The sequence below is a fragment of the Pseudomonas sp. YA1 genome (assembly GCF_058680555.1).
This window is the reverse complement of record NZ_JBZWBG010000015.1, coordinates 1-12,514: the sequence shown is the minus strand read 5'-3', so window position 1 is coordinate 12,514 and position 12,514 is coordinate 1. Positions and strand designations below refer to the sequence as shown.

10 protein-coding genes are annotated in these 12,514 nt (G+C 66.8%); all 10 read left to right on the top strand.

Annotation, left to right across the window (positions count from 1 at the left end):
* Nucleotides 1-51 precede the first annotated feature (51 nt).
* The 10 genes from aroQ to retS all read left to right on the top strand — a co-directional run bounded on the left by aroQ (nt 52) and on the right by retS (nt 12,318).
* Nucleotides 52-495, top strand: coding sequence for a type II 3-dehydroquinate dehydratase (aroQ, locus tag AC4OR5_RS21115; RefSeq protein ID WP_003095385.1), 444 nt, complete (start codon nt 52-54; stop codon nt 493-495).
* Nucleotides 496-518: 23 nt separating this feature from the next.
* Nucleotides 519-989, top strand: a complete 471-nt coding sequence (gene accB, locus AC4OR5_RS21110; RefSeq protein WP_003110495.1) for an acetyl-CoA carboxylase biotin carboxyl carrier protein — start codon at nt 519-521, stop codon at nt 987-989.
* Between the two features lie 17 nt (nt 990-1,006).
* Entirely contained in the window at nt 1,007-2,356 is a 1,350-nt protein-coding gene (gene accC, locus AC4OR5_RS21105) for an acetyl-CoA carboxylase biotin carboxylase subunit (protein WP_003095391.1), read from the top strand.
* A gap of 170 nt (nt 2,357-2,526) precedes the next feature.
* Nucleotides 2,527-3,411: a 50S ribosomal protein L11 methyltransferase gene (prmA, locus tag AC4OR5_RS21100; RefSeq protein WP_003112237.1), complete on the top strand. Its 885-nt coding sequence runs from the start codon at nt 2,527-2,529 to the stop codon at nt 3,409-3,411.
* A gap of 95 nt (nt 3,412-3,506) precedes the next feature.
* Nucleotides 3,507-4,784, top strand: coding sequence for a DUF3426 domain-containing protein (locus AC4OR5_RS21095; RefSeq protein WP_058159922.1), 1,278 nt, complete (start codon nt 3,507-3,509; stop codon nt 4,782-4,784).
* Nucleotides 4,785-4,987: 203 nt separating this feature from the next.
* Nucleotides 4,988-5,986: a tRNA dihydrouridine synthase DusB gene (gene dusB / locus AC4OR5_RS21090; protein WP_003111229.1), complete on the top strand. Its 999-nt coding sequence runs from the start codon at nt 4,988-4,990 to the stop codon at nt 5,984-5,986.
* A complete protein-coding gene (fis, locus tag AC4OR5_RS21085; RefSeq protein WP_003121116.1) occupies nt 5,983-6,306 on the top strand; it encodes a DNA-binding transcriptional regulator Fis in 324 nt (107 codons plus the stop codon). The genes dusB and fis overlap by 4 nt, the downstream gene beginning before the upstream one ends.
* 79 nt (nt 6,307-6,385) lie before the next feature.
* Nucleotides 6,386-7,993 carry a bifunctional phosphoribosylaminoimidazolecarboxamide formyltransferase/IMP cyclohydrolase gene (gene purH / locus AC4OR5_RS21080; protein WP_003105151.1) on the top strand — a complete coding sequence of 536 codons (1,608 nt, stop codon included), beginning with the start codon at nt 6,386-6,388 and terminating at the stop codon, nt 7,991-7,993.
* A gap of 103 nt (nt 7,994-8,096) precedes the next feature.
* Nucleotides 8,097-9,386 (top strand): phosphoribosylamine--glycine ligase, encoded by a 1,290-nt coding sequence (purD, locus tag AC4OR5_RS21075; RefSeq protein WP_003121117.1) that lies wholly within the window; start codon nt 8,097-8,099, stop codon nt 9,384-9,386.
* A 103-nt stretch (nt 9,387-9,489) separates the two neighbouring features.
* Nucleotides 9,490-12,318, top strand: a complete 2,829-nt coding sequence (gene retS, locus AC4OR5_RS21070; protein WP_003112323.1) for a hybrid sensor histidine kinase/response regulator RetS — start codon at nt 9,490-9,492, stop codon at nt 12,316-12,318.
* Nucleotides 12,319-12,514 lie beyond the last annotated feature (196 nt).

Genomic DNA, 12,514 nt, shown 5'->3' with positions numbered 1-12,514 from the left:
GCATAGTGCCCGCTTGCCGTTTGCAGCCTGTACAGGACAATCAACAAGACAATGGCGACCCTCCTTGTATTGCACGGGCCGAATCTGAACCTGCTGGGCACCCGCGAGCCCGGCACCTACGGTTCGACCACCCTCGGGCAGATCAACCAGGACCTCGAGCGCCGCGCCCGCGAAGCCGGCCACCACCTGCTGCATCTGCAAAGCAACGCCGAATACGAACTGATCGACCGGATCCATGCCGCGCGCGACGAAGGCGTGGACTTCATCATCATCAATCCGGCGGCATTCACCCATACCAGCGTCGCGTTACGTGACGCGCTGCTTGCGGTGAGCATCCCATTCATCGAAGTGCACCTGTCGAACGTGCACAAACGTGAACCTTTCCGGCATCACTCCTACTTCTCCGACGTGGCGGTAGGGGTGATCTGCGGTCTCGGCGCCACAGGCTACCGCCTGGCCCTGGAATCCGCCCTTGAACAACTTCAACGCCCCTGACCTCACTGGGAGTGCTAGCGCTAATGGACATTCGTAAAGTCAAGAAACTGATCGAGCTGCTGGAAGAGTCCGGTATCGACGAGCTGGAAATCCGCGAAGGCGAAGAGTCGGTACGCATCAGCCGCCACAGCAAGACCGCCGCCCAGCCGGTGTACGCACAGGCTCCGGCCTTCGCCGCTCCGGTCGCCGCGCCAGCGCCGGCAGCCGCCGCTCCGGCCGCCGCTGCCGCGGAAAGCGCCCCGGCCGCGCCGAAGCTGAACGGCAACGTGGTTCGCTCGCCGATGGTCGGCACCTTCTACCGCGCCGCCTCGCCGACCTCGGCCAACTTCGTCGAAGTCGGCCAGAGCGTGAAGAAAGGCGACATCCTGTGCATCGTCGAAGCCATGAAGATGATGAACCACATCGAAGCCGAAGTTAGCGGCACCATCGAGTCGATCCTGGTGGAGAACGGCCAGCCGGTTGAGTTCGACCAGCCGCTGTTCACCATCGTCTAAGCCGCGGGGAACCTGCGATGTTGGAAAAAGTGCTGATCGCCAACCGCGGCGAAATCGCCTTGCGCATCCTTCGCGCATGCAAGGAGCTGGGGATCAAGACGGTGGCGGTACACTCCACCGCCGACCGCGAGTTGATGCACCTGTCGCTCGCCGACGAATCGGTGTGCATCGGTCCGGCCCCGGCCACCCAGTCGTACCTGCAGATCCCGGCGATCATCGCCGCGGCCGAGGTCACCGGCGCCACCGCGATCCACCCCGGCTACGGCTTCCTCGCCGAGAACGCCGACTTCGCCGAGCAGATCGAACGCTCCGGCTTCACCTTCGTCGGCCCGACCGCCGAGGTGATCCGCCTGATGGGCGACAAGGTCTCGGCCAAGGACGCCATGAAGCGCGCCGGCGTCCCCACCGTGCCGGGCTCCGACGGCCCGCTGCCGGAAGATGAAGAGACCGCCCTGGCGATCGCCCGCGAGGTCGGCTACCCGGTGATCATCAAGGCCGCCGGCGGCGGCGGTGGTCGCGGCATGCGCGTGGTCTACGACGAATCCGAGCTGATCAAGTCGGCCAAGCTGACCCGCACCGAGGCCGGCGCGGCGTTCGGCAACCCGATGGTCTACCTGGAGAAGTTCCTGACCAACCCGCGCCACGTGGAAGTCCAGGTGCTTTCCGACGGCCAGGGCAACGCCATCCACCTCGGCGACCGCGACTGCTCCCTGCAGCGCCGCCACCAGAAGGTGATCGAAGAGGCGCCGGCCCCCGGCATCGACGAGAAGGCCCGCCAGGAAGTCTTCGCCCGCTGCGTCCAGGCCTGCATCGAGATCGGCTACCGCGGCGCCGGTACCTTCGAGTTCCTCTACGAGAACGGCCGCTTCTACTTCATCGAGATGAACACTCGCGTGCAGGTGGAGCACCCGGTATCGGAGATGGTCACCGGTGTCGACATCGTCAAGGAGATGCTGCGCATCGCCTCCGGCGAGAAGCTCTCGATCCGCCAGGAGGACGTGGTCATCCGCGGCCATGCGCTGGAATGCCGGATCAACGCCGAAGACCCGAAGACCTTCATGCCCAGCCCGGGCAAGGTCAAGCACTTCCACGCCCCCGGCGGCAACGGCGTGCGCGTCGACTCGCACCTCTACAGCGGCTACAGCGTACCGCCGAACTACGACTCGCTGGTCGGCAAGGTCATCACCTACGGTGCCGACCGCGACGAGGCGCTGGCGCGGATGCGCAATGCCCTGGACGAGTTGATCGTCGACGGTATCAAGACCAATACCGAACTGCACAAGGACCTGGTGCGCGACGCCGCCTTCTGCAAGGGCGGGGTGAACATCCATTACCTGGAGAAGAAACTGGGTATGGACAAGCACTGATCCGTCAGTCGCTGCGCACAAGGGCTGCCTCCGGGCGGCCCTTGTCGTTTCCGCGCCCGGCACGGGCCGAGAGTGGCGGCGGCGTCCGCCGTCGAGTAAGCTTGCGCGGTGGAAAACGGGCCGCCCCCTGGGCGGCCCGTTTCGTTTACAGCCGCAACAGAGGTCGCCCCATGCCCTGGTTACAAGTTCGCCTGGCCATCACCCCGGAACAGGCCGAAACCTACGAAGACGCCCTGCTCGAAGTCGGCGCCGTCTCCGTGACCTTCATGGACGCCGAAGACCAGCCGATCTTCGAGCCGGACCTCGGCACCACCCCGCTGTGGTCGCGCACCCACCTGCTGGCGCTGTTCGAAGCGGACACCGACGAGACCGCCCTGCTCGCCCACCTCGCCTTGCTTACCGGCGGCGACCTGCCCGAGCACCATGTCGAGGAAATCGCCGACCAGGATTGGGAACGCAGCTGGATGGACAACTTCCAGCCGATGCGTTTCGGCCGCCGCCTGTGGATCGTGCCGAGCTGGCACGCCGCCCCCGAGCCGGACGCGGTCAACCTGCTGCTCGATCCGGGCCTGGCCTTCGGCACCGGCACCCACCCGACCACCGCGCTGTGCCTGGAATGGCTCGACGGCCAGGAACTGGCCGGCCGGCAGGTGCTCGACTTCGGTTGCGGCTCGGGAATCCTCGCCATCGCCGCGCTGCTGCTCGGCGCCGAACGGGCGGTCGGCACCGACATCGATCCACAGGCCCTGGAAGCCTCGCGCGACAATGCCTCGCGCAACGGTATCGAGCCCGCGCGGTTCCCGGTCTACCTGCCGGCGGACCTGCCGCAGCGACAGGCCGACGTGCTGGTCGCCAATATCCTCGCCGGCCCGCTGGTTTCCCTCGCCCCGCAACTGACCGGCCTGGTACGTCCCGGTGGCCTGCTGGCGCTGTCCGGCATCCTCGCCGAGCAGGCCGAGGAGGTCCGCGCGGCCTACTCCGCACACTTCGATCTCGACCCGACCGCCGAGCGCGAAGGCTGGATCCGCATCAGCGGCCGCCGCCGCGCCGATTGATGGCGCACCGCCAGCCACCACTGATCCCGCCCCACTGCCTTCGTGCAAGAAGCTTGGGGTAGACTAGCCGCCGGATTTTTCCTACGGATCGCCGCATGAGCGAAAGCGTCATCACCCAATGTCCCCATTGCAGCACCAGTTTCCGCGTCAACGACGCGCAACTGGGCGCCGCCAATGGCGCGGTCCGCTGCGGCACCTGCCTGAAAGTCTTCAACGCCCTGCAACACCAGGTCGGTGGCGCGCCGCGCGCGAACGCTCCTTCGGCAGCCGAAGCGAAGCCGGCCGCCGCTCCGCCACCCGCGCCCAGCGTCGCGGCCGCCACCTCGGCCGCGCCCCCGGCAGCGCGCCCGCGCGACGAAACCCTGTGGATCCATGACGACCTCGACCTGGACAGCCTCAACCTCGACGAGGAACTGGCCAAGCTCGACGAATTCGAGCTGAACCAGGAGTTCTCCAGCATCGAGAAGGCCCCGCGACCGGCGGAGAGCCTGCTGGCGCGCCGCGACGACGAACGCGATCCACACGACGAACGCTGGGCCGAGGCGCTGATCGCCGATGCCGAACCGGCCCAGCCGGCGCGCAGCAACCCGCGCCAGGAACCGAGCCTCGGCGAACCGCTGGCGGAAGAGCGGGTATCCTTCGTGCCGCTGCGCCGCGCCGAGGATCCGCCGGAACTTCGCCTCAGCCTCGATGAGGACGATGACGACGAGCCCAGCCTCGGCAAGCGCCGCCACGGCCTGAGCGCCCTGGATGAAGACGACGAGGAAAGCGCCGAGGAACAGTCCGTCGCGCCCCTGGGCAGCGCCCGCAAGCCGGACGAGGCGCCGGTCGAGAGTCTCGACCAGTTGCGCGACGAGCCGCTGCAACTGGCCTGGGAGAAGCCCCGGCGCCAATGGCCGCGGCGTCTCGGTTGGCTGCTGCTGATCCTGCTGGCGCTGGGTGGTCTCGCCGCTCAGTACGTCGCCTACCATTTCGACGAGCTGGCGCGCCAGGACGCCTATCGCCCCTGGTTCGCCCAGCTCTGCCCGGAAATCGGCTGCACCCTTCCCTCCAAGGTCGACGTGGAGCAGATCAGGAGCAGCAACCTGGTGGTCCGCAGCCATCCCGAATTCAGCGGCGCGCTGGTGGTCGACGCGATCATCTACAACCGCGCCAGCTTCTCGCAGCCTTTCCCGCTGCTGGAACTGCGCTTCGCCGACCTCAACGGCCACCTCATCGCCAATCGCCGCTTCAAGCCCGGCGAGTACCTCGGCGGCGAGCTGGCCGGACGAACGGAAATGCCACCGCAGGTACCGATCCACGTGTCGCTGGACATCCTCGACCCGGGTCCGAAGGCGGTGAACTACAGCCTGAGCTTCCATTCCCCGGAGTGACCGGAAAGACCTCGCCGGTCGCCGCCGGGCCGCTACGCCCACCCGCTCGCGCGGAGCGCCAGGCGCAAGTGCCGCTCGTCTTCCAACTGTAAGAACTAAGGAATCGGCTGTTCAGAATTTATCCAAAACAGCCTTTATCCGGTCATCCAGAGCGGGTATCATGCCCTCCCTTTTTTCGCAGCACCGCAAGACAGGGAAGCCCCATGTCGGTGGTACGCATCGGCCCATATACACTGCCCAACAGACTGATCCTCGCGCCGATGGCCGGGGTGACCGATCGTCCGTTCCGTCAGCTTTGCCGTCGCCTTGGCGCCGGGATGGTGGTATCGGAGATGGTGACCAGCGACGTCCGCCTGTGGAACAGCCGCAAGTCGCGCCTGCGCCTGATCCACGATGGCGAGGACGAGCCGCGCTCGGTGCAGATCGCCGGCGGCGATCCGGCCATGCTGGCCGAGGCCGCGCAGCGCAATGTGGAACTCGGTGCGCAGATCATCGACATCAACATGGGCTGCCCGGCGAAGAAGGTATGCAACAAGGCAGCGGGGTCCGCCCTGCTGCGGGACGAGGCGCTGGTCGCCGAGATCCTCGATGCCGTGGTCAGGGCGGTCGACGTACCGGTCACCCTGAAGATCCGGACCGGCTGGGACCGGGACAACCGTAACGGCGTCAGCGTCGCGAGGCTCGCCGAACAGGCGGGGATCCAGGCTCTTGCGGTACATGGCCGGACCCGCGCCGACCTGTACACCGGGGAGGCGGAGTACGAGACCATCGCGGCGATCAAGCAGGCCGTGTCGATACCGGTGTTCGCCAATGGCGACATCGATTCGCCGGAGAAGGCCAGGAAAGTCATCGAGCAGACCGGGGTGGATGCCCTGCTGATCGGTCGGGCCGCCCAGGGAAGACCGTGGATTTTCCGCGAGATCGACCATTACCTGCGGACCGGCGAGCACCTGCCGGCGGCGCCGCTTCCCGAAGTGCAGAGCATCCTGCTCGAACACCTCGCGGAGCTGCACCTTTTTTATGGGGAAGAAATGGGTGTGCGGATCGCCCGCAAGCATGTGGGGTGGTATCTCGCGACTCTGCCGGGCGCAAGGGAATTCCGCGCCCAGTTCAATCGTTTGCAGGACACGGATGCGCAGTGCGCCAGCGTCAGGCAGTTCTTCGCCGAGCGCCAGAACAACGGAACAGGGGTGGCCGCATGACAACGATGACGACCGAGACTTTAGTGAGTGGAACAACGCCCGTGAGCGACAACGCCAACCTGAAACAGCACCTCACCACGCCGACGCAAGAAGGGCAGACCCTGCGCGACAGCGTGGAGAAGGCATTGCACAACTACTTCGCCCACCTCGAAGGGCAGCCGGTCACGGACGTTTACAACATGGTGCTCTGCGAAGTCGAAGCGCCGCTGCTGGAAACCGTCATGAACCACGTCAAGGGGAACCAGACCAAGGCCTCCGAGCTGCTCGGCCTGAACCGCGGGACCCTGCGCAAGAAACTCAAGCAATACGACCTTCTTTAAGAGCGGCGGCGGGCTCCGGCCAAGGGCGCGCGTCCCGGCCGGCACCCGCGGCCGGAAGCCAGCCCTCAGGACCCTTGCAATGACCGACCAAACCACCCGCCTGCCCATCCGCCGCGCGCTGATCAGCGTTTCCGACAAGACCGGCGTCGTCGACTTCGCCCGTGAGCTGGTCGCCCTCGGCGTGGAAATCCTTTCCACCGGCGGCACCTACAAGCTGCTCCGGGACAACGGCATCTCTGCCGTGGAAGTGGCCGACTACACCGGCTTCCCGGAAATGATGGACGGTCGGGTGAAGACCCTGCACCCGAAGGTGCATGGCGGTATCCTCGGTCGCCGCGACCTCGACGGCGCGGTCATGGAGCAGCACGGCATCAAGCCGATCGACCTGGTGGCGGTCAACCTGTATCCCTTCGAGGCCACGGTGGCCAGGCCCGACTGCGACCTGCCTACCGCCATCGAGAACATCGATATCGGCGGGCCGACCATGGTCCGTTCGGCGGCGAAGAACCACAAGGATGTCGCCATCGTGGTCAATGCCGGCGACTACGCCGCCGTGATCGAATCCCTCAAGGCCGGCGGCCTGACCTACGCCCAGCGTTTCGACCTGGCCCTCAAGGCGTTCGAGCACACCTCCGCCTACGACGGCATGATCGCCAACTACCTGGGTACCATCGACCAGACCCGCGACACCCTCGGCACCGCCGACCGCGGCGCCTTCCCGCGCACCTTCAACAGCCAGTTCGTCAAGGCCCAGGAAATGCGCTACGGCGAGAACCCGCACCAGAGCGCGGCGTTCTACGTCGAGGCGAAGAAGGGCGAGGCCAGCGTCTCCACCGCCATCCAGTTGCAAGGCAAGGAGTTGTCGTTCAACAACGTCGCCGACACCGACGCCGCCCTGGAATGCGTGAAGAGCTTCCTCAAGCCGGCCTGCGTGATCGTCAAGCATGCCAACCCCTGCGGCGTCGCCGTGGTGCCGGAAGACGAAGGCGGCATCCGCAAGGCCTACGACCTGGCCTACGCCACCGATAGCGAATCGGCGTTCGGCGGCATCATCGCCTTCAACCGCGAGCTGGACGGCGAAACCGCCAAGGCCATCGTCGAGCGCCAGTTCGTCGAGGTGATCATCGCGCCGAAGATTTCCGCCGCCGCCCGCGAGGTGGTCGCCGCCAAGGCCAACGTACGCCTGCTCGAATGCGGCGAATGGCCAGCCGAGCGCGCCCCGGGCTGGGACTTCAAGCGGGTCAACGGCGGCCTGCTGGTACAGAGCCGCGACATCGGCATGATCAAGGCCGAGGACCTGAAGATCGTCACTCGCCGCGCGCCCACCGAGCAGGAGATCCACGACCTGATCTTCGCCTGGAAGGTGGCCAAGTTCGTCAAGTCCAACGCCATCGTCTACGCCAGGAACCGCCAGACCGTCGGCGTCGGCGCCGGCCAGATGAGCCGGGTCAACTCCGCACGGATCGCCGCGATCAAGGCCGAGCACGCCGGCCTGGAAGTGAAAGGCGCGGTGATGGCCTCGGACGCCTTCTTCCCGTTCCGCGACGGCATCGACAACGCGGCCAAGGCCGGCATCACCGCGGTGATCCAGCCGGGCGGCTCGATGCGCGACAACGAAGTGATCGCGGCGGCCGACGAGGCGGATATCGCGATGGTGTTCACTGGCATGCGCCATTTCCGCCATTGAGTATCACGGCGGCTGACCGCATCGCGGTCGTCCGCCCTACCCACGAATTTCACGCAGGGCGGATAACGCGGCGCGTTATCCGCCGTTGCGTCAGGAGAACCCCATGAACGTACTCATCATCGGCAGCGGCGGTCGCGAACATGCCCTGGCCTGGAAGGTCGCCCAGGACCCGCGCGTGGCGAAGGTCTTCGTCGCCCCGGGCAACGCCGGCACCGCCACCGAGGCCAAATGCGAGAACGTCGCCATCGACGTACTGGCCCTGGAACAACTGGCCGACTTCGCCGCGAAGAACGTCCAGCTGACCATCGTCGGCCCCGAGGCGCCGCTGGTGGCAGGCGTGGTCGACCTGTTCCGTGAGCGCGGCCTGGATATCTTCGGCCCGACCGCCGGCGCCGCCCAGCTGGAAGGCTCGAAGGCCTTCACCAAGGACTTCCTCGCCCGCCACCGGATCCCCACCGCCGCCTATCGCAACTTCACCGAGGTCGAGCCGGCCCTGGCCTACCTGCGCGAGCAGGGCGCGCCCATCGTCATCAAGGCCGATGGCCTGGCCGCGGGCAAGGGCGTGATCGTCGCCATGAACCTGGACGAAGCCGAAGCCGCCGTGCGCGACATGCTCGCCGGCAATGCCTTCGGCGACGCCGGCTCGCGCGTGGTGATCGAGGAGTTCCTCGATGGCGAGGAGGCCAGCTTCATCGTCATGGTCGACGGCCAGAACGTGCTGCCGATGGCCACCAGCCAGGACCACAAGCGCGTCGGCGATGGCGACAGCGGGCCGAACACCGGCGGCATGGGCGCCTACTCGCCGGCCCCGGTGGTCACCGCCGAGGTCCACCAGCGGGTGCTGGACGAAGTGATCTACCCGACCGTGCGCGGCATGGCCGAGGAAGGCAACGTCTATACCGGCTTCCTCTATGCCGGCCTGATGATCGACAAGAGCGGCGCGCCCAAGGTCATCGAATTCAACTGCCGCTTCGGCGATCCGGAAACCCAGCCGATCATGGTCCGCCTGGAGTCCTCCCTGGTCCTGCTGGTCGAGGCCGCCCTGGCCAAGGCGCTGGACAAGGTCGAGGCGACCTGGGACCCGCGTCCGACCGTGGGCGTGGTACTGGCCGCCGGCGGCTATCCGGGCGACTACGCCAAGGGCGAGGTCATCGAAGGCCTGGCCGAGGCCGCCGCGCTGGACGGCAAGGTGTTCCACGCCGGCACCGCGCTGAAGGATGGCCAGGTGGTCACCTCCGGAGGCCGCGTTCTCTGCGCCACCGCCATCGGCGAGAGCGTGTCCGCCGCCCAGCAACAGGCCTATCGCCTGGCCGAGAAGATCCGCTGGAACGGCTGCTTCTACCGCAAGGACATCGGCTACCGTGCCATCGCCCGCGAGCGCGGCGAGTCCTGACCGGGCCCGAGGCCGCGGGCGCCGCACGGCGCTTCCGCGGCCTATGCCGTTGCCACGGCCACTTGGCTATAATCCGGCCATTCACCTTCGAAGGGACTTCGCCGTGGTACGGCTTCGGATCGCCATAGGACTACTCGTCAGCTTCCTGCTGCTTCTGCTCGGTCCGATGTCGCCGGCGGTCGCGGACGACGCCGGCGTTTCCAGCGTTCCCCTGCAAACCACCGCCACTACTCCCAGCGCCAACCAGAACTGGCGCCTGCTGCGCGACGAGAGCGCGCAACTGCGGATCGCCGACGTCCTCCAGCGCAAGGAGCAGTTCCGCCCGCTGGCCAAGCGCTCCTTCATCTTCCCCGCCAGCCCCCAGGCGGTCTGGCTGCAGGTCCAGCTTCCCGCGCAGAAGGTGCCGAGCTGGCTGTGGATCTTCGCCCCGCGGGTGCAGTATCTGGACTACTACCTGGTGCAGGACGGCCAACTGGTGCGGGACCAGCACACCGGCGAGTCGCGACCGTTCCAGGAGCGCCCGCTGCCCTCGCGCTCCTACCTGTTCTCGCTGCCGGTCGACGGCAAGCCGATGACCCTGTACGTGCGGATGACCTCCAACCATCCACTGATGGCCTGGTTCGACCAGATCGACGAAGCCGGCCTGGTCGGCCTGGAGAAGCCCGCCTACGCCTTCGGCATGCTGCTCGGCGGCATGCTCCTGCTGCTGATGTACAACCTGATCCGCTTCGCCTACTCGCGCAGCGCCAGCAGCCTGTGGCTGGCGGCGGTGCACGCGGCGCTGGCGGTCTGCGCCGCGGCGAACCTGGGGCTGGTGGCGTTCTGGCTGCCGGGACTCAAGTTCAACCAGTCGCTGACCGCCGACCTCGGCGCCCTCGGCGCCGCGGTGAGCCTGCTGTGGTTCGCCTGCAGCTTCTTCCGCGGCACCGCGGAAAGCCGCCTGAACCGCCTCCTGCAAGGCGAGGCGCTGTTGATCCTGGCGGTCGGCGCGATCATCGCCTTCACCCAGCAACTCTGGTTCAGCTGGCTGATCTACCTGCTGGTGATCCTCAGTTCGCTCAGCGTCCCGCTGATCGCGGCCTGGCACTGGTATCGCGGCTACCAGCCGGCGCGCCTGATCGTTGCCGGGATGATCGTGTTCAACGCCGGCTTCATGGTGTTCCTGCCGGTACTGTTCGGCACCAAGCAACTCGATCCGGGCTGGCTGGTGCTCGGCGTGTTCAGCTTCGCCACCCTCGCCGGGCTGGTCCTGAGCGTCTCGCTCACCGAACGCCAGCGGCTGATCCAGCAGCTCAACCTGCAACAGCGCACCAGCGAGGCGGCGCACACCGCGGAACTGCAGACCAAGGCCGAGTTCCTGGCCAAGATCAGCCACGAGATCCGCACGCCCATGAACGGCGTGCTGGGGATGACCGAACTGCTCCTCGGCACCCCGTTGTCGGCGAAGCAGCGCGACTACGTGCAGACCATCCACAGCGCCGGCAACGAGCTGCTCACGCTGATCAACGAGATCCTCGACATCTCCAAGCTGGAGTCCGGGCAGATCGAGCTGGACGAAGTGCAGTTCGACCTCAACGCGCTGATCGAGGACTGCCTGGATATCTTCCGGGTCAAGGCCGAGCAGCAGCGCATCGAGCTGATCAGCTTCACCCAGCCGCAGGTGCCGCGGGTCATCGGCGGCGATCCGACGCGCCTGCGCCAGGTGGTCCTGAGCCTGCTGGACAACGCGTTCAAGCAGACCGAGGAAGGCGAAATCCTGCTGGTGGTGGCCCTCGACGACCAGGGCGAGACACCGCGCCTGCGCATCGCCGTGCAGGACAGCGGCCACCCGTTCGACGCCAAGGAGCGCGAGGCGCTGCTCACCGCCGAGCTGCACAGCGGCGACTTCCTTTCCGCCAGCAAGCTCGGCAGCCACCTCGGCCTGATCATCGCCCGCCAACTGGTGCGGCTGATGGGCGGGGAGTTCGGCATCCAGTCCGGCAGCAGCCAGGGCACCACCCTGTCGCTGACCCTGCCGCTCGACCCGCAGCAGCTGGAGAACCCCACCGCCGACCTCGACGGCCCGCTACAGGGCGCCCGGCTGCTGGTGGTGGACGACAACGAAACCTGCCGCAAGGTGCTGGTGCAGCAGTGCAGCGGCTGGGGCCTGAACGTCAGCGCGGTGTCGTCCGGCAAGGAGGCGCTGGCCCAGTTGCGCACCAAGGCGCACCTGCGCGAGTACTTCGACGTGGTCCTGCTCGACCAGGACATGCCCGGCATGACCGGCATGCAACTGGCGGCGAAGATCAAGGAAGACCCCAACCTCAACCACGACATCCTGCTGATCATGCTCACCGGGATCAGCAACGCGCCGAGCAAGATCATCGCCCGCAACGCCGGGATCAAGCGCATCCTGGCCAAGCCGGTGGCCGGCTACACGCTGAAGGCGACCCTCGCCGACGAACTCGCCCAGCGCGGCGTCAGCGGCGTCACCAACTACCTGCAACCGGCCAAGGAAGCGCAGGCGCCGAGCCTGCCGAGCGATTTCCGGATCCTCGTCGCCGAGGACAACAGCATCTCCACCAAGGTCATCCGCGGCATGTTGAACAAGCTCAACCTGCAGCCGGACACCGCCAGCAACGGCCAGGAGGCGCTCAGCGCGATGAAGGCGACCCAGTACGACCTGGTGCTGATGGACTGCGAGATGCCGGTTCTCGACGGCTTCTCCGCCACCGAACAGCTACGCGCCTGGGAAGCCCACGAACAGCGCCCGCATACCCCGGTGGTGGCGCTCACCGCGCACATCCTCAGCGAGCACAAGGAACGCGCGCGGCTGGTCGGCATGGACGGGCACATGGCCAAGCCGGTGGAGCTGTCGCAATTGCGCGAGCTGATCGCCTACTGGGTCGGCGAACGCGATCGCCGCCGCCAGGGCGACGCCCTGCCCTCCTGAGGGCAGCGACCTACTCCGGCGCTGCACCCGGCCTCCGCCACGGCGGATAACCGCACGCGGTTATTCGTATATGGACCCCTCCCGGTTTGCCAGTGTTTGTCTTGATTTCAAACCTGTGTACGACTGCATCCGTATATCCGGCTTCATGGAGTGGTGTTGCAACTCCCGAGCCCTGATGAAATGCGCGCCTACATGC

Bases quoted from the DNA above. Each gene is read 5' to 3' on its own strand.
- aroQ (WP_003095385.1), top strand. From the start codon at position 52: ATGGCGACCCTCCTTGTATTGCACGGGCCGAATCTGAACCTGCTGGGC.
- accB (WP_003110495.1), top strand. From the start codon at position 519: ATGGACATTCGTAAAGTCAAGAAACTGATCGAGCTGCTGGAAGAGTCC.
- accC (WP_003095391.1), top strand. From the start codon at position 1,007: ATGTTGGAAAAAGTGCTGATCGCCAACCGCGGCGAAATCGCCTTGCGC.
- prmA (WP_003112237.1), top strand. From the start codon at position 2,527: ATGCCCTGGTTACAAGTTCGCCTGGCCATCACCCCGGAACAGGCCGAA.
- AC4OR5_RS21095 (WP_058159922.1), top strand. From the start codon at position 3,507: ATGAGCGAAAGCGTCATCACCCAATGTCCCCATTGCAGCACCAGTTTC.
- dusB (WP_003111229.1), top strand. From the start codon at position 4,988: ATGTCGGTGGTACGCATCGGCCCATATACACTGCCCAACAGACTGATC.
- fis (WP_003121116.1), top strand. From the start codon at position 5,983: ATGACAACGATGACGACCGAGACTTTAGTGAGTGGAACAACGCCCGTG.
- purH (WP_003105151.1), top strand. From the start codon at position 6,386: ATGACCGACCAAACCACCCGCCTGCCCATCCGCCGCGCGCTGATCAGC.
- purD (WP_003121117.1), top strand. From the start codon at position 8,097: ATGAACGTACTCATCATCGGCAGCGGCGGTCGCGAACATGCCCTGGCC.